Annotated in this window: 2 protein-coding genes and 1 pseudogene; all 3 read left to right on the top strand. The window is 74.7% G+C overall.

Annotation, left to right across the window (positions count from 1 at the left end; genetic code table 11):
• Positions 1-5 precede the first annotated feature (5 nt).
• The 3 genes and pseudogenes from OO63_RS46935 to OO63_RS46930 all read left to right on the top strand — a co-directional run bounded on the left by OO63_RS46935 (position 6) and on the right by OO63_RS46930 (position 24,250).
• Positions 6-2,225: a type I polyketide synthase gene (locus OO63_RS46935; RefSeq protein ID WP_051811188.1), complete on the top strand. Its 2,220-nt coding sequence runs from the start codon at positions 6-8 to the stop codon at positions 2,223-2,225.
• Positions 2,226-2,227: 2 nt separating this feature from the next.
• The gene (locus OO63_RS41560) at positions 2,228-9,568 is read left to right on the top strand and encodes a type I polyketide synthase (RefSeq protein ID WP_051811187.1); all 7,341 of its coding nucleotides are present in this window, start codon (positions 2,228-2,230) and stop codon (positions 9,566-9,568) included.
• A gap of 174 nt (positions 9,569-9,742) precedes the next feature.
• Positions 9,743-24,250, top strand: a pseudogene (locus tag OO63_RS46930) (type I polyketide synthase).
• The last annotated feature ends 64 nt before the right edge of the window (positions 24,251-24,314 follow it).

Raw genomic sequence — 24,314 nt, 5'->3', positions numbered from 1 at the left:
CCGAAATGGCGAACGAGCAGAAACTCCGCGAGTACCTCAAGCGAGTTACCGCGGATCTGCATCAGACCCGGCAGCGTCTACAGGACGCCGAGTCGGTGAGCCGGGAGCCCATCGCCATCGTCGCGATGAGCTGCCGCTACCCCGGCGGCGTGAGCGGCCCGGAAGACCTCTGGCAGCTCGTCGCCGAGGGCGGGGACGCGATCTCCCCCTTCCCCGACGACCGGGGCTGGGACGCGGACCTCCACGACCCCGACCCGACCCGCGCGGGCAAGAGCTACGCCCGCGAGGGCGGATTCCTGCACGACGCCGCCGAGTTCGACCCCGCCTTCTTCGGCATCTCGCCGCGCGAGGCCCTCGCCATCGACCCGCAGCAGCGCCTCCTCCTGGAATCCACCTGGGAGGCCTTCGAGCGGGCGGGCGTCGACCCGCTGTCCGTGCGGGGCTCGAAGACCGGTGTGTTCGTCGGCGTCATGTACGGCGACTACGGCAACCGCATCCTCAGCAGCCCCGAGGGCCTGGAGGAGTTCGAGGGCTACCTCGGCAACGGCAGCGCGGGCAGCATCGCCTCAGGACGCGTCTCGTACACCTTCGGCCTCGAAGGTCCCGCCGTCACCATCGACACGGCCTGCTCGTCCTCGCTCGTCGCCCTGCACCTCGCCGCGCAGGCGCTGCGCCAGGGCGAGTGCTCGCTGGCCCTCGCGGGCGGTGTGACGGTGATGTCGACCCCGGACACGTTCGTGGAGTTCAGCCGTCAGCGCGGTCTCGCCGCCGACGGCCGCTGCAAGGCGTTCGCGGAGGCCGCCGACGGCACGGGCTGGGGCGAGGGCGTCGGCCTGCTCCTCCTGGAGCGTCTTTCCGACGCCCGCCGCAACGGCCACAAGGTCCTCGCCGTCGTCCGCGGCACCGCCGTCAACCAGGACGGCGCGAGCAGCGGACTCACCGCCCCCAACGGCCCCGCACAGCAGCGCGTCATCCGCGCCGCCCTGGCGAACGCGGGCCTCACGCCCGCCGACGTCGACGCGGTCGAGGCACACGGCACTGGCACGACCCTCGGCGACCCCATCGAGGCCCAGGCCCTCCTCGCCACGTACGGCCAGGACCGCCCCGAAGCCACCACTGGCGGCACCGCGCCCCTGTGGCTCGGCTCGGTGAAGTCGAACCTCGGCCACACCCAGGCCGCCGCCGGAGTCGCGGGCGTCATCAAGATGGTCATGGCCATGCGCCACCGGACCCTGCCCCGCACCCTCCACGTGGACGCGCCGAGCTCCCATGTGGACTGGTCGGCGGGCGCCGTCGAGCTGTTGACGGAGGCTCGGGAGTGGGCCGAGCGGGACGGCGGCGCTCCGCGCCGCGCGGGCGTGTCGTCGTTCGGCGTCAGCGGGACCAACGCACATGTGATCGTGGAGCAGGCGTCGCCGGAGGAACCCGAGTCGGCCGCGTCGGACGGAGAGGCGCCGTCCACGGCCGGGGTGCCGTGGGTGGTGTCGGGTCGCAGCGCGGAGGCGCTGCGGGCGCAGGCCGAGCGGCTGCGGGAGCACGTCGCCGGGCACGCGGACCTGGAGCCCGTCGACGTGGGCTGGTCGCTGCTTTCGGGGCGCGCCCTGCACGAGCACCGGGCGGTCGTCTTCGGGCACGAGCGGGACGCGTTCCTGGCCGGTCTCGGCGCTGTTGCCTCCGGCGGTCCGGGGGTCGTGACCGGTTCCGTGGTCGAGGGCCGCCTCGGGGTCGTCTTCACCGGCCAGGGCAGTCAGCGGGTCGGTATGGGCCGGGAGTTGTACGAGGCGTTCCCGGTGTTCGCGGACGCGCTGGACGAGGTGTGTGCGCACCTGGATGGGCTGCTGGAACGCCCCCTGAAGGACGTCATGTTCGGCACGGACGCGGAGCTGTTGGAGCGGACCGAGTACGCGCAGCCCGCCCTGTTCGCCGTCGAGGTGGCGCTGTTCCGCCTCGCCGAGTCCTTCGGGGTGCGGCCCGAGGTGGTCGGTGGGCACTCCATCGGTGAGCTTGCCGCCGCGTACGTCGCCGGACTGTGGTCCCTGGAGGACGCCGCTCAACTGGTCGTCGCGCGCGGCAGGTTGATGCAGTCGCTGCCCGAGGGCGGGGCCATGCTGGCGGTGCAGGCCGCCGAGGCGGACGTACTGCCGCTGCTGGCCGACCTGGAGGGCCGCGTCGGACTGGCTGCCGTCAGAAGCTTCGGGGCGAGGGCCGCAAGGTCCGCTGGCTGAAGGTGTCCCACGCCTTCCACTCACCCCTCATGGACCCGATCCTGGCGGACTTCCGCAAGGTGGCCGGGAACCTGACGTACCAGACCCCGAAGCTGCCGGTCGTCTCCAACGTCACGGGTGGTCTGGCGGGTGCGGACGAGCTGAAGGACCCGGAGTACTGGGTCCGGCACATCCGCGAGGCCGTGCGCTTCCACGACGGTCTGACCGCTCTCACTGGCTTCGGCGTCTCGACGCTGCTCGAACTCGGCCCGGACGCCGTCCTGACGGCCATGGCGCACGACACCGTCACCGCCCCGGCCGCCCAGGCGGGCCTCGTCGCGGCGGTGCGCAAGGACCGCCCCGAGCCCGACACCTTCCTCGCCGCCCTCGCCCACCTGCACGTGCGCGGCACCACCGTCGACTGGTCCCGCTTCTTCGAGCCCGCCGCGGCACGCCGTCGCGTCGACCTGCCCACGTACGCCTTCCAGCGCCAGCACCTCTGGCTCAACCCCCTGGAGCAGGCGCCGAGCGCCGCCGGGGACGGGTTCGACCCGGCGGACGCGGGCTTCTGGAAGGCCGTGGAGGACGAGGACCTCGCGGCCCTGACCGGAGCCCTTGACGTCGACGAGGAGGCGCCGCTGCGGTCCGTGCTGCCCGCGCTGACGGCCTGGCGGCGGCAGCGGCACGAGCAGTCCGAGCTGGACCGCTGGCAGTACCGCGTCACGTGGAAGCCCCTCGCCAAGCAGGCGCGGGCCGGGCTCACGGGCACCTGGCTGGTCGTCGCCCGCGCCGGTGCGACGGAGGAGCCGTGGCTCGACGCCTCCGTGCGCGCCCTGGAGCAGGCCGGGGCGCGGGCACGGGTCCTGCGCGTGGACACGCCGGACGCCGACCGCGACTGGCTGCGGGCGCAGGTGACCGACGCCCTCGCGGACCACGGCGACGACGCCGGGAGCGGCACGGCCGTGACGGGAGTCCTCTCCCTCCTGGCGTGCGCACCGGCCGGCGTGCTCCCGAGCCTCGCGCTCGCGCAGGCCCTCGGCGACGCCGAGGTGGCCGCGCCGCTGTGGGTGGCGACGCGGGGCGCGGTCTCCGTCGGCGCCTCGGACTCCGTGGCCGACGCCGACGGCGCCGCCGTGTGGGGCCTGGGCCGGGTCGTCGCCCTCGAACACCCGGAGCGCTGGGGCGGTCTGGTCGACCTGCCCGAGAACGCCGACGCGCGCGCGATGTCCCGGCTCACCCAGGTCCTCGGGGCCTCCTCGGGTGAGGACCAGGTGGCCGTGCGCGGCTCGGGCGTGTTCGTGCGCAGGCTGACGCGCGCGGGCTCCGCTGACGCGGCGCTCGGTGAGGCGTCGGCGGGGGAGTGGTCGCCTGGTGGCGGCACGGTGTTGATCACGGGTGGCACGGGTGCGCTGGGTGGTCACGTGGCGCGGTGGGCGGTGCGTGCGGGTGCCGGTCATGTGCTGCTGACGAGCCGTCGTGGGCTCGATGCGCCGGGTGCGCCGGAACTCCTCAGCGAGTTGGAGGGGTTGGGCGTACGCGTGACGGTCGCGGCGTGTGACGCCGCGGACCGGGAGGCGTTGGCTCGGGTCCTGGGCGAGATCCCGGACGATGTGCCGCTCACCTCGGTGTTCCACACGGCGGGCGTCCTCGACGACGGAGTCCTCGACAGCCTCACGCCCGACCGGATGGCCACCGTGTTCCGCGCCAAGGTGGATGCGGCCCGGAACCTGGACGAGCTGACCCGCGACACCGATCTGTCGGCCTTCGTCCTCTTCTCCTCCCTCACCGGGACCGTGGGCGCGCCCGGCCAGGGCAACTACGCCGCGGCGAACGCCTTCCTGGACGCCCTCGCCGAACAGCGCAGCGCCACCGGACTGCCCGCGCTCTCCCTCGCGTGGGGCCCGTGGGCCGGGAGCGGCATGGCCGCCGACGAAGGATCCGACGAGCGGATGCGCCAGGCGGGGCTGCCCGTCATGGAACCGGCGCGCGCCGTCGAAGTGCTGCGCCGGGCGCTGGACGACCACGCCCGAGGACGCGGCGCCGCCGCCCTCGTCGTCGCCGACATCGTCTGGGACCGGTTCGCCGACGGCTTCACGGCCACCCGGCGCAGCACCCTCTTCGACGATCTGCCGGAGACGGCGGCCGCCCGCACAGAGCGGCCCGCCGGTCCCGGCGACGGTGAAGCCGCCTCCCTCAAGGACCAGTTGGCGGCCCTGTCGCGCGAGGACGCCGAGCGGACCCTGCTCGACCTGGTACGGAACCAGGCCGCCACGGTGCTCGGGCACGGCGGCACGCAGGCGGTGCCCGGCGACAGCGCGTTCAAGGGGCTCGGCTTCGACTCGCTCACCTCGGTGGAGTTCCGCAACCGCCTCGGCGCCGCGACCGGCCTCACCCTGCCGGCCACCCTCGTCTTCGACCACCCCTCGCCGAGGTCCGTCGCCGACTACCTCTCCGGCCTCCTCCTCACCGGCACCGGTAACGGCAACGGCTCCGGCTCCGGCTCCGGCTCCGACGCCACCCCTTCCGCCGCGGTCGCGACCACCGGCCCGGCCGACGACGAGCCCATCGCCATCGTGTCGATGAGCTGCCGCTTCCCCGGCGGCGTGCGCGATCCGGAAGACCTGTGGCGGCTCGTCGCCGACGGCGTCGACGCCCTCGGCGAGTTCCCCGCCGACCGTGGCTGGGACACCGGGGCGCTGTACGACCCCGACCCGGCGACGCCCGGCTCCAGCTACGCCCGGCAGGGCGGATTCCTGCCGGACGCGGGCGGGTTCGACGCCGACTTCTTCGGGATCTCCCCGCGCGAGGCCCTCGCCATGGACCCGCAGCAGCGGCTCCTCCTGGAGACCGCGTGGGAACTGTTCGAGCGCGCCGGAATCGCACCCCCCAGCCTGCACGGCAGCCGCACCGGCGTGTTCGCGGGCACCAACGGCCAGGACTACCTGGACCTCCTCAAGGACGCCCCCGAAGGCGCCGAGGGGTACATCGGCACGGGCAACGCCGCCAGCGTCGTCTCCGGCCGCCTCTCGTACGCCTTCGGCTTCGAAGGCCCCGCCATGACCGTCGACACCGCGTGCTCCTCCGCCCTCGTCGCGCTGCACCTCGCCGCGCAGGCGCTGCGACAGGGCGAGTGCGACATGGCGCTCGCCGGCGGCGTCACGGTGATGTCCACGCCCAGCGCGTTCATCGAGTTCAGCCGCCAGCGCGGCCTCGCCGCGGACGGCCGCTGCAAGGCGTTCGCGGAGGCCGCGGACGGCACGGGCTGGGGTGAGGGTGTCGGCCTGCTGCTCCTGGAGCGGCTGTCGGACGCGCGGCGCAACGGGCACGAAGTGCTTGCGGTCGTACGGGGCTCTGCCGTGAACCAGGACGGCGCGTCCAACGGCCTGACGGCGCCGAACGGTCCTTCCCAACAGCGGGTGATCCGGGCCGCGTTGGAGAGCGCCGGTCTCTCGGCCGGTGAGGTGGACGCGGTCGAGGCGCACGGCACGGGCACCACGCTCGGCGACCCCATCGAGGCGCAGGCACTCCTCGCCACGTACGGGCAGGACCGCCCGGCCGAACAGCCCCTGTGGCTCGGCTCGGTGAAGTCCAACATCGGGCACACGCAGGCCGCCGCCGGTGTCGCGGGCGTCATCAAGATGGTGATGGCCATGCGCCACGGGGTGCTGCCCCGGACGCTGCACGTGGACGAGCCGAGCACGCATGTGGACTGGTCGGCGGGCGCGGTCGAGCTGTTGACGGAGGCCCGGGAGTGGGCCGAGCGGGACGGTGGCGCGCCGCGTCGGGCCGCGGTCTCGTCGTTCGGCGTCAGCGGGACGAACGCCCATGTGATCGTGGAGGAGGTGCCGTCGGCGGAGTCCGCCGGGCCCGCCGCCGAGGTCGCCCCGGCGACGGCTGTGCCGTGGCTGGTGTCGGCGCGCAGCGCGGAGGCCCTGCGCGCCCAGGCCGGGCGGCTCGCCGAGCACCTCACCGGCCGTGCTGGGACGGAGCCCGCCGACGTGGCGTGCGCGCACCTGGACGGGCTGCTGGAACGCCCGCTCAAGGACGTCATGTTCGGCACGGACGCGGAGCTCCTTGAGCGGACCGAGTACGCGCAGCCCGCGCTCTTCGCCGTCGAGGTGGCCCTGTTCCGTCTGGTCGAGTCCTTCGGTGTGCGGCCGGAAATCGTGGGCGGGCATTCGATCGGTGAGCTGACGGCCGCGTATGTGGCGGGGTTGTGGTCCTTGGAGGACGCGGCCCGACTGGTCGCCGCGCGTGGGCGGTTGATGCAGGCGCTGCCCGAGGGTGGGGCCATGTTGGCGGTGCAGGCCGCCGAGGCGGACGTGCTGCCCCTCCTGGTGGGTCTGGAGGACCGTGCGGGTGTGGCGGCGGTGAACGGTCCTTCGCAGGTGGTGCTCTCCGGTGAGCGCACGGTTCTGGAGGGCCTGGAGGAGACCCTTCGGGGCGAGGACCGCAAGGTGCGGTGGCTGAAGGTGTCGCACGCCTTCCACTCACCCCTCATGGACCCGGCCCTGGACGAGTTCCGCAAGGTTGCCGAGGGACTGTCGTACGAGACTCCGAAGCTGCCTGTGGTCTCGAACGTCACCGGTGAACTGGCGGGCGCGGACCAGCTCATGGATCCGGATTACTGGGTCCGGCACATCCGTGAGGCCGTCCGTTTCCACGACGGGCTGGCCGCTCTGACCGGCTTCGGCGCGACCACTGTGCTCGAACTGGGCCCGGACGCCGTCCTGACGGCGATGGCATACGACACGATCACCGACCCGGCCGCGCAGGCCGGTCTCGTCGCCGCCGCCCGCAAGGACCGCCCCGGGCCCGACACGTTCCTCACCGCCCTCGCTCACCTCCACGTGCGCGGCATCGACGTCGACTGGACGCCGCTGTACGCCCCCGTCGCGTCCCGCGCCCGCGTCGACCTGCCCACGTACGCCTTCCAGCACCGGACCTACTGGCCGGAGCCGAAGAACTCGGGTGCGTCGGCCGAGGACCGGAGCGGTGGGGTGGACGCCGAGTTCTGGGAGGTCGTGCAGCGCGAGGACCTGGAAGGTCTGGCCGAGACGCTGGAGCTGGACCAGGAGGCCTCGCTCAAGTCCGTCCTGCCCGCGCTCGCGACCTGGCGACGGCGGCAGCAGGAACAGCACGAGGTGGAGGCCCTGCGCTACCGGGTCACCTGGAAGCCGCTGTCGGGCGACCAGGCGGTGGGCGCCGGTCCGGCGTTCGGCGGGACCTGGGCGCTGGTCGTACCGGCCGGTGCGGTCGGGCACCCCTGGAGCGCGGCCGCCGAAGAAGCGCTCGTCGCCGCGGGTGCGGACGTCCGGCGCGTCGTCGTGGGCGACGAAGCCGTCGACCGTACGGCGGTGGCGCGGCTTCTCCGGGAGTCCGGTGAGGGTACGGCGGGCTCCGACGGCGGTGGCTCTGCCCTGGCGGGTGTGCTGTCGCTGCTCGCCCTGGACGAGCGGCCGTACGGCCACGCCGCAACCGGCGACGACGGCACGCACGACCAGCCGGGGCCCGACGCCCCCGCCCTGACGTGGGGCATGGCCGCGACCCTCGCGCTCACGCAGGCCGTCGTCGACACCGAGGCCGGCGGCAGGCTGTGGATCGCGACGTCCGGTGCCGTGTCCGTCGGCGACGCCGATCCCGTACGCAGCGTCACGCAGGCGCAGGCGTGGGGATTCGGCCGTGTCGTGGGCCTCGAGCACCCGGACGTGTGGGGCGGCCTCATCGACCTCGCGGAGGCGACGGGCAGCACCGGCACCACGGGCGTCGAGGAGACGGCGGACGCCACCAGCGTCACGGGCATCCGCGGGACCACGGAAGGCACAGTCTCCGGGCACACCGAAGCCACCGCCCGCGCCCGCGACCTCCTCACCACCCTCCTCACCCGCACCGCATCCCCCGGCTTCACCGAGGACCAACTCGCCGTCCGCCCCTCGGGCGTGCACGTGCGTCGCCTCGCGCGGGCACCCCGGAGCACCGCATCGGCCACCCCGTGGCGGCCGCGCGGCACCGTCCTCGTCACCGGCGGCACCGGCGCCCTCGGCGCGCACGTCGCACGCTGGTGCGCGGGCGGCGGCGCCCAGCACCTCGTCCTCACCAGCAGGCGCGGCCCGGACGCGCCCGGAGCCGCCGAACTCCGCGCCGAACTGGAGGACCTGGGCGCCAAGGTCACCGTCGCGGCCTGCGACGTGGCCGACCGCGACGCCCTCGCCGGGCTCCTCGCCGCGATCCCCGCCGACGCGCCGCTCAGCGCCGTCGTGCACGCGGCGGGCCTCGGCCAGGACCTGATGATCGACGACACCCGGCCCGAGGACTTCGCGGAGATCGTCGCCGCGAAGACCGCGGGCGCGGCGCACCTCGACGACCTGCTCGGCGACACGCCGCTCGACGCCTTCGTGCTGTTCTCGTCCATCGCCGGAGTGTGGGGCAGCGGCGGCCAGGCCGCATACGCCGCCGCCAACGCCTTCCTCGACGGCCTCGCCGAGCGCCGCCGAGCCCAGGGGCGGGCCGTGACGTCGGTGGCGTGGGGGCCGTGGGGCGGTTCGGGCATGGCGGGCGACGACGCCGCCGCCGCGCACCTGCGCAAGCGCGGGCTTCCCGTCCTGCGGCCCGAGTCGGCGATCGCGGCCCTGCGGCACGCGCTCGACCGGCGCGACCCGCTCGTCACCGTCGCCGACGTCGACTGGGAACGGTTCGCCCCGGCCTTCACCGTGCGGCGGCCAAGCCCGCTGCTCGACGACCTGCCGGAGGCCCGCCGCGCCCTCGACACCGCGTCCGGCTCCCCGGGCGCGGCCGACTCCGGCGGAGCCGCCGACGCGGCGGCCGCCCTGCGCGACCAGCTGGTCGGCGCGGCGCCCGCCGAGCGCGAGCGGACCGTCCTGAAGCTGGTGCGCACGGAAGTCGCCGCCGTACTCGGCCACACCGGCACGGAGGCCGTCCGCGAGGACCGCGCGTTCAAGGACTTCGGCTTCGACTCCCTGACCGCCGTGGAACTGCGCACCCGCCTGAACGCCGCGACCGGCCTGAGCCTGCCCAGCACCCTCGTCTTCGACCACCCGACCCCCGGCGAGCTCGCCCTGGAGCTCCTCGCCGAACTCCTGCCCGACGCCGGCGTCCCGGGTGCCGCCGAGGACGACGGGAGCGGGGCCGACGACCCGGCCGACGCCGAGGCCCGCCGGGCCCTGACGGCCGTCCCGATCGCCCGCATCCGCGAGGCGGGCCTCCTGGACGCCCTCCTGAGCCTGGCGGCCGCGGACACGGGAACGGGCGCGGCACCGGCCGATGACGACGACGCGGACGACGCGATCGACGCGATGGACGTGGCCAACCTGATCCAGCTGGCCTTGGACAACAGTGACTCCTGACCCAGTACGAGACGCCGCCCGCGCCCCGGCACCGGGCGCCGCCCGAGCGGCGGCGCGGTACCGGGCGCGGGACGCGGCGCAAGACGCGGCACGAGCCGCCGAACGACACACAGTGCGAGCCGCGGCGCGAGCCCACGCAGCACGAACGGACGCAGCACGGATGTGGAGCCGGACATGACGAGGCCTTCGGACACGGTCGTTGAAGCGCTGCGCGCGTCTCTGAAGGAGACCGAGCGGCTGCGACGGCAGAACCAGCAGCTCGCGGCGGCCTCCAGGGAGCCGATCGCGATCGTCGGCATGAGCTGCCGCTTCCCCGGCGGTGTGCGCGGCCCCGAGGACCTGTGGCGGCTCGTCGCCGACGGCGCCGACGCCATCGGCGAACTCCCCGAAGGACGCGGCTGGGACATCGAGTCCCTCTACGACCCCGACCCCGACAAGCAGGGCACCTTCTACGCCCGGCACGGCGGCTTCCTGCACGACGCGGGCGCCTTCGACCCGGCCTTCTTCGGCATCTCGCCGCGCGAGGCCCTCGCCATGGACCCGCAGCAGAGGCTCCTCCTGGAGACCGCCTGGGAGGCCTTCGAGCGTGCGGGCATCGACCCGGCGACCCTGCGCGGCACCCGCGCGGGCGTGTTCGTCGGCTCCGGCTACCAGGGTTACGGCGAGGGCGTCCGCAACGCCCCCGAAGGCGTCGAGGGCCACCTCCTCACCGGCAACACCACCAGCGTCATGTCCGGCCGCCTCTCCTACGTCCTCGGCCTCCAGGGCCCGGCGGTCACCGTCGACACGGCCTGCTCGTCGTCCCTGGTGGCCCTGCACCTCGCGGCGCAGGCGCTGCGGCAGGGCGAGTGCACCATGGCCCTCGCGGGCGGCGTGACCGTCATGTCGTCGCCCGAGACGTTCGTCGAGTTCAGCCGTCAGCGCGGCCTCGCCGCCGACGGCCGCTGCAAGGCGTTCGCCGACGCGGCCGACGGCACGGGCTGGGGCGAGGGCGTGGGCATGCTCCTCGTCGAGCGCCTGTCCGACGCCCGCCGCCACGGCCACAAGGTCCTCGCGGTCGTCCGCGGCTCCGCCGTGAACCAGGACGGCGCGAGCAACGGCCTGACCGCCCCCAACGGCCCCTCCCAGCGTCGCGTCATCCGCGCCGCCCTCGCCAACGCGGGGCTCGCGGCGGCCGACGTCGACGCCGTCGAGGCGCACGGCACGGGCACCACCCTCGGCGACCCCATCGAGGCCCAGGCGCTGCTCGCCACGTACGGCAAGGAGCACTCCGAGCACCAGCCCCTGTGGCTGGGCTCGTTGAAGTCCAACATCGGGCACACCCAAGCCGCCGCCGGTGTCGCCGGTGTCATCAAGATGGTCATGGCGCTGCGCGCGGGCGTGCTGCCCAAGACCCTGCACGTGGACGCCCCGACCTCCGAGGTCGACTGGTCGGCGGGCACGGTCGAACTCCTCACCGAGTCCCGCGAGTGGCCCGAGCGGGAGCCCGGGCTGCCCCGGCGCGCGGGCGTCTCCTCCTTCGGCATGAGCGGTACGAACGCGCACGTCATCGTGGAGCAGGCGCCGCGCGATGAGGTGGAGTCCGGCGAGGCCGGGGAGGCTGCCACACCTTCCGCCTCCCCCGTGGTGTCGGGTGTCGTCCCGGTGGCGCTGTCGGCGAAGTCGCCGGAGGCGTTGCGGGCGCAGGCGGGGCAGGTGCGGGATCTCCTGCTCGCGCAGCCCGGCCTCGAACCGGGCGACGTCGCTTGGTCGTTGGCCGTGGCGCGGTCGCGGTTCGAGCACCGGGGTGTCGTCCTCGGTGGCGATCGGGACGAGGTCCTTTCCGGGCTTGAGGCGCTGGCTCAGGGCGACGCGACGGCCGCGCGGGTGCTCACCGGCCGGGCGTTGGGCGCCAAGGGCACGGTGCGTCCGGTGTTCGTGTTTCCGGGGCAGGGGTCGCAGTGGGCGGGGCTGGCTCGTGAGCTGCTGGATTCCAGTCCGGTGTTCGCCGAACGTATGCGGGAGTGCAGTGAGGCACTTTCAGATTTCACCAATTGGAATCTGTTCGCTGAACTGAGTGGGGACAACTTCGACCGGGTGGATGTCGTCCAGCCGGTGCTGTTCGCGGTGATGGTGTCGCTGGCTGAGACCTGGCGGGCTGCGGGCGTTCAGCCTGCGGCTGTCGTGGGTCACAGCCAGGGCGAGATCGCGGCCGCGTGCGTCGCGGGCGCCCTCAGCCTCCGTGACGCGGCCCGCGTGGTCGCGCTGCGCAGCCAGGCCATTCGCGAGTTGTCGGGCAAGGGCGGGATGGTCTCCGTACCGTTGCCCGAGGCGGAGGTGCGTGAGCTGATCGTGGCCTGGAACGGTCGGATCGAGCTTGCTGCCGTGAACGGCCCGGCTCAGGTGGTGGTTTCCGGTGAGCCGGAGGCGTTGGAGGAGCTGGTCGCGCAGTGCGTGGCTCAGGACATCCGGGCGCGGACGATCCCGGTGGACTACGCCTCGCATTCCTCCTACGTGGAGCAGATCGAGGAGCAGATAGCGGAGGCGCTGGCCGGGGTGACCCCGCAGGCTGCTGAGGTTCCGTTGTTCTCGACGCTGACGGGGGAGTGGCTGGACGCTCGGCTCCCTGCGCCGTGACGAGGGCGGCGCCGACCGCCTCGCGGCCTCCCTCGCCGAAGCCCACGCCCACGGCACGGAGCTGGACTGGAACGCCCTCTACCCCGGCGCCCGCACCACCGTCGACCTCCCCACGTACCCCTTCCAGCACCAGCACTACTGGCTGCACGCGGACCTCACGGCGGGCGATGTCACCGCTGCGGGGCTCGGTGACACGCGGCACCCGCTGCTGGGGGCCGCGGTGCCGCTGGCGGGCGGGGACGGGCATCTGCTCACGGGGCGGCTCTCGCTGCGCACGCACCCGTGGCTGGCCGATCACGCCGTGGCGGGTGTCGTGCTGCTGCCCGCGACGGCGTTCGTGGAGCTGGCGACGCGCGCGGGCGACCAGGTGGGCTGCGACCTGGTCGAAGAGCTGACCATGGAGTCGCCGCTGGTCGTCCCGGAGACGGGCGGCGTACAACTGCAGCTGACCGTGGGGGACGCCGACGCCTCCGGGCGGCGGTCGCTCAGCTTCCACTCCCGGCCGGAGACCGGCGCGGACACGGACGGCGCGGAGCCGGAGCCGTGGACCCGGCACGCCACCGGCGTCCTCGCCGTCGGCGGCGCGGCCACCGACGCCGCCGGGTTCGACCTCGCGCAGTGGCCGCCGCACGGCGCCGAGAAGGTCGCGATCGACGGCCTGTACGAGGAGTTCGCCGCGGCGGACGTCCAGTACGGCCCGGCGTTCCAGGGGCTGCGCGGAGTCTGGCGGCTCGGCGACGAGGTGTTCGCCGAGGTGAGCGTCCCCGAGGAACGCCGTGACGAGGCCGGACGGTACGGCCTGCACCCCGTGCTTCTCGACGCCGCGCTCCAGGCGGCACATCTCGCGCAGGGCCCCGCCGACGGGGACGAGGGCGGCGCGCCCCGGCTGCCGTTCTCGTGGAGCGACGTGGCGCTGTACGCCGACGGGGCGAAGTCCCTGCGCGTACGCCTCTCCCGCTCGGGCAGCGGCGGCGACACCGTCTCCGTGCTGCTCGCCGACGACTCCGGCGCCCCGGTCGCACGCGTCGGCTCGCTGGTGTCCCGGGCCGTCGACGTCCGGCAGGGTCTCGCCGCCCGCCGGACCCGGGTGGCCCACCTGTACCGCGTCAACTGGGTGCGGCCCGCGGCCGTCGACCCGGCCCGGGCGGAAGCCGCCACGGCCGCCCCCTGGGCCGTGCTCGGCACCGACGCCGCCGAACTGGCCCGCCTCCTGGGCGCGGACGGCGTCGACGTCACCGCGTACCCGGCACTCGCCGACCTCACCGCGGCGGTCGCCGCGGGCACCGCGTCCGCGCCCGGCGTCGTCGTCGCAGTCGGAGCGACAGCCACAGCCGCAGGCACCGCGGCCGACGCCGACACGGACGCCGAATCCGTGCACGCCGCCGCCCGCGACGCCCTCGCCCTCGTCCAGGAGTGGCTGTCCGCGGCCGACGGCGACGCCTTCGCCGACGCGCGCCTCGTCGTCCTGACGCGCGGCGCCGCCGCCGTCACCGACGACGAGCCGCTGCCCGGCCTCGCGCACTCCGCCGTCCTCGGACTGCTGCGTTCCGCGCAGTCCGAGGAGCCGGGCCGGTTCGTGCTCGCCGACGTGGACGGCACCCCCGAGTCGCTGCGCGCGCTGCCCGCCGCGTACGCGCAGGGCGAGCCCGAGTGCGCGATCCGCGCCGGAGCCGTACTCGTGCCCCGCCTCACCCGCGACCTCGGCGCACCCACAGGAGACCTCGAGGCCCCGGCGGCCCCCGTCCTGGACCCGCAGGGCACCGCCCTGGTCACCGGCGCCCCCGGCGGCCTCGGCGGTCTCGTCGCCCGGCACCTCGTCGCCGCGCACGGCATCCGGCACCTGCTGTTCCTCGGCCGCCGAGGCCCCGAAGCGCCGGGCGCGGCCGAACTCGCCGCGGACGTTGAGGAGTCCGGCGCCACCATCGACGTCGTCGCCTGCGACGCCGCCGACCGGGACGCCCTCGCCGATGCCCTGGCCCGGGTCTCCGCCGAGCGCCCCCTCACCGCGGTCGTGCACACCGCGGGCGTCTTCGACGACGGCATCACCTCATCGCTCACCGCCGAACAGCTCGACCGCGTCCTGCGGCCCAAGGCCGACGCCGCCCTCAACCTGCGCGCCCTCACCCGGGACGCCGACCTCGCCGCGCTCGTCCTGTTCTCCTCCGTCGCGGGCGTCCTCGGCGGCGCCGGACAGGGCAACTACGCGGCGGGCAACACCTTCCTCGACGCCTACGCGCGCCACCTGCGCGGCCAGGGCGTGCCCGCCACCTCCCTCGCCTGGGGCCTGTGGGCCGAACGCGGCGGCATGGCCGGGCAGATCACCGCCGACGACCTCGACCGGATGACCCGCTCCGGCGTCGCACCCCTCAGCGCCGAACAGGGCCTCGGCCTGCTCGACACCGCACTCGGCCTGGGCGCCGCCGCCCTCGTCCCCGTGCACCTCGACACCGCGGCCCTGCGCACCGCGCACGGCCGGAACCTGCCGCCGCTGCTCAGCGGCCTCGTGCAGGGCACCGCCCGGCGCGCCGTCGCGGGCCAGGACACGTCCGGCGGCGACGCACCGGCGCTCGTGCGGCGCCTGCGCGGGCTGCCCGACGGCGAGCGGGAGCGGGCTCTCCTCGACCACGTGCGCGGCCAGGCCGCCGCTGTCCTCGGCTACTCCTCCGGCGACCAGGTCGACACCGAGCGGGCCTTCCGCGACCTGGGCTTCGACTCCCTGACCGCCGTCGAACTGCGCAACCGCCTGGGCGAGGCGACCGGACTGCGCCTGCCCGCCACCCTCGTCTTCGACTACGCGAGCCCCCTCGCCCTAGCCCGCCACCTCAAGTCCGAACTGACGGGCGCCGACACGGACGCCCCCGCGGCCTCGGCCGCGCCGGTCGCGGCGGTCACCGACGAGCCCATCGCCATCGTCGCGATGAGCTGCCGCTTCCCCGGCGGCGTCGCCAGCCCCGAGGACCTGTGGCGGCTCGTCGGCGAGGGCGCCGACGCCACCTCCGGGCTGCCCGAGGGCCGCGGCTGGGACACCGCGTCCCTCTACGACCCCGACCCCGACCACCAGGGCACCACGTACTCGCGCGGCGGCGGCTTCCTGCACGACGCGGGCGAGTTCGACGCCCCGTTCTTCGGCATCTCGCCCCGCGAGGCCCTCGCCATGGACCCGCAGCAGCGGCTCCTCCTGGAGACCTCCTGGGAGGCGTTCGAGCGCGCCGGGATCGATCCGGCCACGCTGCGCGGCAGCGCGGGCGGCGTCTTCGTCGGCGCCTCCTCGCAGGGCTACGGCGAGAGCGTGCGCGTCATCCCGGACGGCCTCGAAGGCCACCTGATGACCGGCAACTCCACCAGCGTCATCTCCGGCCGCATCGCGTACTCCTTCGGCCTGGAGGGCCCGGCCGTCACTGTCGACACGGCCTGCTCCTCCTCCCTCGTCGCCCTGCACCTGGCCGCGCAGTCCCTGCGGCAGGGCGAGTGCGACCTCGCCCTCGCGGGCGGCGCCACCGTCATGGCCAACGCCGACACACTCGTCGCCTTCAGCCGTCAGCGCGGCCTCGCCGCCGACGGCCGCTGCAAGCCCTTCGCCGAGGGCGCCGACGGCTTCGGCGTCGGCGAGGGCGTCGGCGTGCTCGTCCTGGAGCGTCTGTCCGACGCGCGGCGGAACGGCCACCAGGTACTGGCGGTCGTGCGGGGTTCGGCGATCAACCAGGACGGCGCGTCCAACGGCCTGACCGCCCCGAACGGTCCGTCGCAGCAGCGCGTCATCCGCGCCGCCCTCACCGGCGCCGGACTCACCGGCGCCGACGTCGATGCCGTCGAGGCCCACGGCACCGGCACCTCACTGGGCGACCCCATCGAGGCCCAGGCCCTCATCGCGACGTACGGCAAGGACCGCCCCGACGACCAGGAGCCCCTGTGGCTGGGCTCCGTGAAGTCCAACATCGGGCACGCCCAGGCGGCCGCGGGCGTCGCGGGCGTCATGAAGATGGTCATGGCGATGCGGCACGGCATCCTGCCGAGGACGCTGCACGCCGAGGCGCCGACGACCGAGGTCGACTGGTCCGCGGGGACCGTCGAGCTGTTGACCGAGGCGCGCGAATGGACCGCGCGGGAGGTGGGACGGCCGCGCCGCGCGGGCGTGTCCTCCTTCGGCATGAGCGGCACCAACGCGCACGTGATCGTGGAGCAGGCACCGGTGGAGGAACGACTGCCCGCCGACCCCGGCGACGGCCCCGTCACGACCGGCACGCCGTCGGCCGTCCCGGGCCTGATCCCGCTGGCCCTGTCGGCGAAGAGCGAAGGCGCCCTGCGGGCGCAGGCGGAACGGCTGCGCGGACGGCTCCTCGCCGACGCCACGATCGGCTCGTCCGACGACGGCATCGGCCTGGCCGACGTCGGCTGGTCCCTGACCGTCGCCCGGTCGCGGTTCGAGCACCGGGGCGTCGTCCTCGGCCGGACCCGGGACGAACTCCTCACTGGACTCGCCGAGCTGGCCCAGGGCGACGCGACCGCCGCGCATGTCGTGGCGGGGCGTGCACAGGGCGGCGCAGGGCGTGCGGTGTTCGTGTTTCCGGGGCAGGGGGCGCAGTGGGTGGGGATGGCGCGCCAACTCCTGGACGAGTCGCCGGTGTTCGCGGAGCGGATGCGGGAGTGCGGGGACGCGCTCGCGGAGTTCGTGGAGTGGGATCTGCTGGAGGAGCTGGGCGGGGACAACTTCGATCGGGTGGATGTGGTCCAGCCGGTGTTGTTCGCGGTGATGGTGTCGCTGGCGGCGACCTGGCGGGCGGCGGGTGTGGAGCCTGCGGCTGTGGTGGGTCACAGCCAGGGTGAGATCGCTGCGGCTTGTGTGGCGGGTGCGCTGTCGCTGCGGGATGCGGCTCGTGTGGTGGCGCTGCGGAGCCTGGCGATCCGGGAGTTGTCGGGCAAGGGCGGGATGGTGTCCGTGCCGCTGCCCGAGGCGGAGGTGCGTGAGCTGATCGGCGCGTGGGACGGCCGGATCGAGCTGGCCGCTGTCAACGGCCCTGCTCAGGTGGTTGTCTCTGGTGAGCCGGAGGCGCTGGAGGCCCTGGTCGCTCAGTGCGTCGCGCAGGACATCCGCGCGCGCACGATCCCCGTGGACTACGCCTCGCATTCCTCGTACGTGGAGCAGATCGAGCAGCAGATAGCCGAAGCGCTGGCCGGGGTGTCTCCGCAGGTCGCCGAGGTTCCGTTGTTCTCGACCCTCACGGGGGAGTGGCTGAACGCCAACACCCCGATGGACGCGGGCTATTGGTACAGGAACCTGCGCCAGACGGTCCTCTTCGAGCACGCCACCCGCGGCCTCCTCGCCGAGGGCCACACCCTCTTCCTGGAGATGAGCCCGCACCCGGTCCTCACCGTCCCCGTCCAGGCCACCATCGAAGCCGCCGGGCGCGAGGAGACCGCCGCGGCCCTCGGTTCCCTGCGCCGTGACGAGGGCGGAGCCGACCGCTTCGCCGCGTCCCTCGCCGAAGCGCACGTGCGGGGCGCGGAGTTGGACTGGAAGGCGCTCTTCCCGGGTGCCGGAACCGTCGTCGACCTGCCGACCTATGCCTTCCAGCGCCAGCACTACTGGCTGACGGACGACGGGGTGCCCGACGGCACGCCGCTGTCGGCCGTGGCCGACGTGGAGGCGAAGTTCTGGGAGGCCGTGGAGCGCGAGGACCTGGCGGAGCTGGCGGCCGAGCTGGAGATGGCGGACGAGAACGCCGCCGAGCTGGGCGCCATCCTGCCCGTCCTGTCGTCGTGGCGGCGGCAGCGGCGCGAGCGGTCCACCCTCGACGGCTGGCGCTACCGGGTCACGTGGAAGCCCCTGGCCGGCGGCGCCCTGGCGGCCTCCGGGCTCTCCGGACGCTGGCTCCTCGTGCAGTCGCCGGGCAGTGAGCTGCACCCGTGGGCGGCGGGCGTGCGCGACGCGCTGGCGCTTGCCGGTGCTGAAGTCGTTGAACTAGACCTGTCTGCACAGGAGTTGACGCGCGAGACCCTGGCGGAGCGGCTGCGGGACAGGGTCGGGGTGGGCCTCGCCGGTGTGGTGTCGCTGCTCGGGTTCGACGAGTCCCCGCAGGACGGCCGCGAGGCCGTGTCCGTCGGGCTCGCCGGCACCGTCGCCCTCGCGCAGGCCCTCGGCGACGCCGGGATCGGCGCGCGGATGTGGGCGGTCACCAGCGGAGCCGTCACCACGGGCCGCGGGGACCGGGACGTGAGCCCGGTCGCGGCGCAGCTGTGGGGCCTCGGCCGGGTCGTGGCCCTGGAGCACCCGGACCGGTGGGGCGGGCTCATCGACCTCCCGCGGGCGTTCGGCACGCGTGCCGCCGCGCGGTTCGCCGCGATCGTGGCGGGCGCGGGCGACGAGGACCAGCTCGCGGTGCGCGACACGGGCGTCTTCGTACGCCGCTTCGCGCACGCGCCCCTGGAGGCGGCCCCGGGCGCCGACACGGAGCCGGAGTGGTCGCCGCGCGGCACCGCGCTGGTCACCGGCGGCACGGGAGCGATCGGCGGGCACGTCGCGCGCTGGCTGGCCCGTGAGGGCGTCGAGCACCTCGTCCTCACCAGCCGCCGTGGTTCGGACGCGCCCGGAGCCGACGAACTCCGCGCCGAACTGGAGGAGCTGGGTGCCGAAGTCACCGTCGCCGCCTGCGACATCGCGGACTGGGACGCCGTGTCGGGGCTCCTCGACGACCTGGCCGCCGAGGGCCGCACCCTGCGCTCCGTGTTCCACGCCGCGGGCGTCGGCCAGGAGCAGCCCCTCGCGGAGATGACCGCCGCCGACATCGCCGACGTCCTGGAGGCGAAGGTCGCGGGCGCCGCCCACCTGGACGCGCTCCTCGACACCGGGGCCCTCGACGCCTTCGTGCTGTTCTCGTCCAACGCGGGCGTGTGGGGCAGCGGCAGCCAGGGCGCCTACGCCGCCGCCAACGCCCACCTCGACGCCCTCGCCGAGGCCCGGCGCGCCCGCGGCCTCACCGCGACGTCCGTGGCGTGGGGCCTGTGGGGCGGCGGCAGCGGCATGGCCGGCGAGGACGCCGAAGAAGCGCTGCGCCGACTCGGCGTGACGGCGATGGCGCCCGAGCGCGCGGTCGCGGCGCTCGCCGAGGCCGTCGCGTACGACGAGACGTTCGTGGCCGTCGCCGACGTGGACTGGGAGCGGTTCGCGCCCGCCTTCACGTCGGTGCGCCCGAGCCCCTTCGTCGAGGACCTGCCGGAGGTCCGGCGCGCGCTCACCGGACCCGAGACGGCCACCGCGCCGGGTACGCAGGCCACCCCGACCGGCTCCGAGTGGGCCCAGCGGCTCGCCGCACTGCCCGCCCCCGAGCAGGAGCGGTCGGCCCTCGACCTGGTCCGCGCGCAGGCCGCAGCCGTCCTCGGCTACCCGGGCCCGGAAGCCGTCGAACCGGGCCGTGCCTTCCGCGAGTTGGGCTTCGACTCGCTCACGGCCGTCGAGGTGCGCAACCGCCTCGCCGCCGCGACGCCGCTACCCCGGCGGCGCCACCAGCCCCGACGCCCTGTGGCGCCTGGTCTCCGACGGCACCGACGCCATCTCCGTCTTCCCCGCCGACCGCGGCTGGGAGAACTCCGGCGCGGCCGCGTACAAGGCGGAGGGCGGCTTCCTCTACGACGCCGCCGAGTTCGACGCCGCGTTCTTCGGCATCTCCCCGCGCGAGGCCCTGTCGATCGACCCCCAGCAGCGCCTCCTCCTGGAGTCCTCCTGGGAGCTGTTCGAGCGCGCGGGCATCGCGCCCACCTCCGTGCGGGGCGACCAGACCGGCGTCTTCATCGGCTCCGGCTACCAGGGATACGGCGACGGCGTGGAGCCCCCGGAGGGCGTCGAGGGCTACCTCCTCACCGGCAACGCCGGAGCAGTCGTCTCCGGCCGCCTGTCGTACGCGTTCGGCCTGGAAGGCCCGGCGGTCACCGTCGACACCGCCTGCTCGTCCTCGCTTGTCGCCCTGCACCTGGCCGCCCAGGCGCTGCGCCAGGGTGAGTGCGACATGGCGCTGGCGGGCGGCGTGACCGTCATGTCGACGCCCACCGCCTTCGACGAGTTCAGCAAGCAGCAGGGCCTCGCCGCCGACGGCCGCTGCAAGCCCTTCGCGGAAGCGGCGGACGGCACCGGCTGGGGCGAGGGCGTCGGCCTGCTCCTCCTGGAGCGTCTTTCCGACGCGCGCCGCAACGGCCACGAAGTCCTCGCGGTCATGCGGGGCTCTGCCGTCAACCAGGACGGCGCCAGCAACGGCCTCACGGCCCCCAACGGTCCGTCTCAGCAGCGCGTGATCCGCGCCGCCCTCGCCAACGCGGGCCTCACGGCCGGTGAGGTCGACGCGGTCGAGGCCCACGGCACGGGCACCACGCTCGGCGACCCCATCGAGGCCCAGGCGCTCCTCGCCACGTACGGGCAGGACCGCCCCGCCGAGCAGCCCCTGTGGCTCGGCTCCATCAAGTCCAACATCGGCCACACCCAGGCCGCTTCGGGCGTCGCCGGAGTCATCAAGATGGTCATGGCGATGCGCGAAGGCGTCCTGCCCCGCACCCTGCACGTGGACGAGCGCAGCTCCCACGTCGGGTCGCAGCGCCGAGGCGCTGCGGGCGCAGGCCGAGCGGCTGCGGGAGCACGTCGCCGGGAGCGAGGGCCTTGAGCCCGCCGGTGTGGGCTGGTCCCTGCTGTCCGGGCGGGCCGCGCTTGAGCACCGGGCCGTTGTGCTCGGTGAGGGGCGCGAGGAGTTCCTGGGCGGGCTCGGGGCGATTGCCGCCGGTGGTCCGGGTGTGGTGTCCGGTTCGGTGGTCGAGGGCCGCCTCGGGGTGGTGTTCACCGGTCAGGGCAGTCAGCGGGTCGGGATGGGACGTGAGCTGTACGAGACGTTCCCGGTGTTCGCCGATGCGCTGGACGAGGTGTGCGCGCACCTGGATGCGTTGCTGGACCAGCCTCTGAAGGACGTCATGTTCGGCACGGACACCGAGCTGTTGGAGCGGACGGAGTACGCGCAGCCCGCGCTGTTCGCGGTGGAGGTGGCCCTGTTCCGTCTGGCCGAGTCCTTCGGGGTGCGCCCCGAGGTCGTCGGCGGGCACTCCATCGGTGAGCTGGCCGCCGCCTACGTCGCCGGACTCTGGTCCCTCGAAGACGCGGCTCAACTCGTCGCCGCACGCGGCCGGTTGATGCAGGCCCTTCCGGCGGGCGGCGCCATGCTCGCGGTGCAGGCCGCCGAGGCCGACGTACTGCCGCTCCTTGCCGGTCTGGAGGACCGTGCGGGCGTGGCGGCGGTCAACGGGCCTTCCCAGGTGGTGCTTTCCGGTGACCGCACGGTCCTGGAAGGCTTGGAGGAGACCCTGCGTGGCGAAGGCCGCAAGGTGCGCTGGCTGAAGGTCTCCCACGCGTTCCACTCGCCCCTCATGGACCCGGCTCTGGAGGACTTCCGCAAGGTCGCGCAGACGCTGACGTACCAGGACACCACCCTGCCGGTCGTCTCGAACCTGACCGGTCGGCTCGCCACCGCCGACGAGCTGACGGACCCCGGCTACTGGGTCCGCCACATCCGTGAGGCCGTCCGCTTCCACGACGGCCTGACCGCCCTCACCGACTCCGGTGTCTCGACGCTCCTCGAACTGGGCCCGGACTCGGTGCTCACGGCGATGGCGCACGACACGATCACCGACCCGGTCGCGCAGGCGGGCCTCGTCGCGGCGGTGCGCAAGGACCGCCCCGAGCCCGACACCTTCCTCACCGCCCTCGCGCAGCTGCACGTGCGCGGCGCCGACGTCGACTGGGCGCCGCTGTACGCGCGGGCCGAGGCCCGGCGCCGCGTCGAGCTGCCCACGTACGCCTTCCAGCGCGAGCGCTACTGGCTGGAGGCGGCCCCGACGACCGGAGCCCGTGGCGGCGGGGTCGGCGTCGACGAGGTCGAGGCGCGCTTCTGGGAAGCCGTGGAGCGCGAGGACCTGGAGTCGCTGAGCGCCGAACTGGGCGCGGAGGGCGAGACCAGTGGCGTGGCCGCGCTGGGGGAGGTGCTTCCGGTGCTCTCGTCGTGGCGGCGGCAGCGGCGCGAGACGTCCGCGCTCGACGCCTGGCGCTACCGCGTCTCCTGGCAGCCGCTGGGGCACGCCTCCACGCCGAGGCTCGACGGCGCGTGGCTGCTCGTCGTGCCGGACCGCGGCGCGGACGCCGCCTGGACGGCGGCCGTCGAGGACACGCTCGGCGGCCACGGAGCCGACGTACGGACCGTCCTCGTCGACACCGAAGGGGCCGCCGACCGCGCGGAGTTCGCCGAGCGGCTGCGCAAGGAAGCGGACGCCGCGGGCGGTCGACTCGCCGGTGTGCTCTCGCTGTTGGCCGTCGACGAGTCGGAACATGCCGTACGTGGCGGGGTGAGCCGCGGCCTCGCCGCGACCCTCACCCTCGTGCAGGCCCTGCACGCCGCCGACCTGGGCGCGCCGCTCTGGCTCGGCAGCCGGGCCGCGCACGGCGTGAGCGGCACCGACCCGCTGACCGGTCACGCGCAGGCCTCCCTGTGGGGCCTCGGGCGTGTCGTGGCCGTGGAGTACCCGAAGCTGTGGGGCGGCCTGGTCGACCTGCCCGAGGCGGCCGACGCGCGGGAGCTCGCCGGGCTCGCCGACGCCCTCGACGGCACCTTCGCCGGTGAGGACCAGCTGGCCGTGCGCGGCAACGGCGTGTTCGCGCGCCGCCTCGTGCGCGGGCGGACCGGGGACGCCCCCGACGGGCGGCCCGCGTGGACACCGCACGGCACCGCGCTCGTCACCGGCGGCACCGGAGCCGTCGGCGGCCACATCGCGCGCTGGCTCGCCGCCCACGGCGCCCAGCACCTCGTCCTCACCAGCAGGCGCGGCCCGGACGCGCCCGGAGCCGCCGAACTCCGCGCCGAACTGGAGGAGTCGGGCGCCGAGGTCACCGTCGTCGCCTGCGACGCCGCCGACCGGGACGCCCTCGCACGCGTCCTGGCCGACATCCCCGCGCACGCGCCGCTCACCTCCGTGTTCCACACCGCGGGCGTCCTCGACGACGGTGTCATCGACGGGATGGACGCACAGCGCCTCGCCACCGTCTTCCGGGCGAAGGTGCGGTCCGCGCTGCACCTGCACGAGCTGACGGCCGGACTCGACCTGTCGGCGTTCGTGCTCTTCTCCTCCTTCGCCGCCCTCTCCGGCGGCACCGGACAAGGCGGGTACGCCGCGGCCAACGCGACCCTCGACGCCCTCGCCGAGCACCGCAGGGCGCAGGGCCTCCCGGCGACCTCCATCGCCTGGGGAGCCTGGGCCGGGGGCGGCATGGCCACCGACACGCCGGCCGCCGAACGGCTGCGGGGCGGCGCCGTACCGCCCATGGAGCCCCGCCTCGCCGTCGCCGCGCTGCGCCGGGCCCTCGGCCACGACGAAGCCGCCGCGGTGATCGCCGACGTCGACTGGGACCAGTACCTCGCGGGCGGCCCGGGCATCGCCCCGAACCCGCTCTTCGCCGACCTGCCCGAGGCCCGCGCACTGCGGGAGCGCACCGCCGGATCCGGCGGCGACGCGGGCGAAAGCACCGGCACGGACCTCGCCCGGCAACTCGCCGCGCTGTCCGGGCCGGAGCGCGACCGGTTCCTGGAGGACCTGGTACGCACCCACGCGGCGGCCGTACTCGGCTACCGCGGCCCCGAGCAGGTCGAACCCGCCCGTGCCTTCCGCGAGCTCGGCTTCGACTCCCTCACCGCCGTCGAACTGCGCAACGCGCTCGGCACCGCCACCGGCCTGCCCCTGCCCACCACCCTCGTCTTCGACCACCCCACCCCCGTCGCGCTCGCCGGCTACCTCAAGGCAGAACTGCGCACCGACGGGGCCGACCCGGCGGCTCTCCTGACCCAGCTCGACACCCTGGAGCTCGGCCTCGCCGAGAGCGCGCCGTCGGACACCGAGCTCGCCACCATCGCCGAACGCCTCCGGGTGCTGCTCGACCGGTGCGCCCCCGGCCAGGACGGCGAGGAGGACGCCGAGGTCGCGAGCGAGCTGGAGTCCGCGACGGACGACGAGATGTTCGACTTCATCAGCAAGGAGTTCGGGATCTCATGACGTGCCGCCCGCACCCGGGCCCGTAGGGGCACGCCGCCCCCGCGCCCGCCCCGGGGCTCCGCTT

Origin of the sequence: Streptomyces alboflavus (genome assembly GCF_000716675.1) — a bacterium.
Classification (GTDB): Bacteria; Actinomycetota; Actinomycetes; order Streptomycetales; family Streptomycetaceae; genus Streptomyces; species Streptomyces alboflavus.
This window is presented reverse-complemented; position numbering and strand designations above follow the sequence as displayed.

Bases quoted from the DNA above. Each gene is read 5' to 3' on its own strand.
- OO63_RS46935 (WP_051811188.1), top strand. From the start codon at position 6: ATGGCGAACGAGCAGAAACTCCGCGAGTACCTCAAGCGAGTTACCGCG.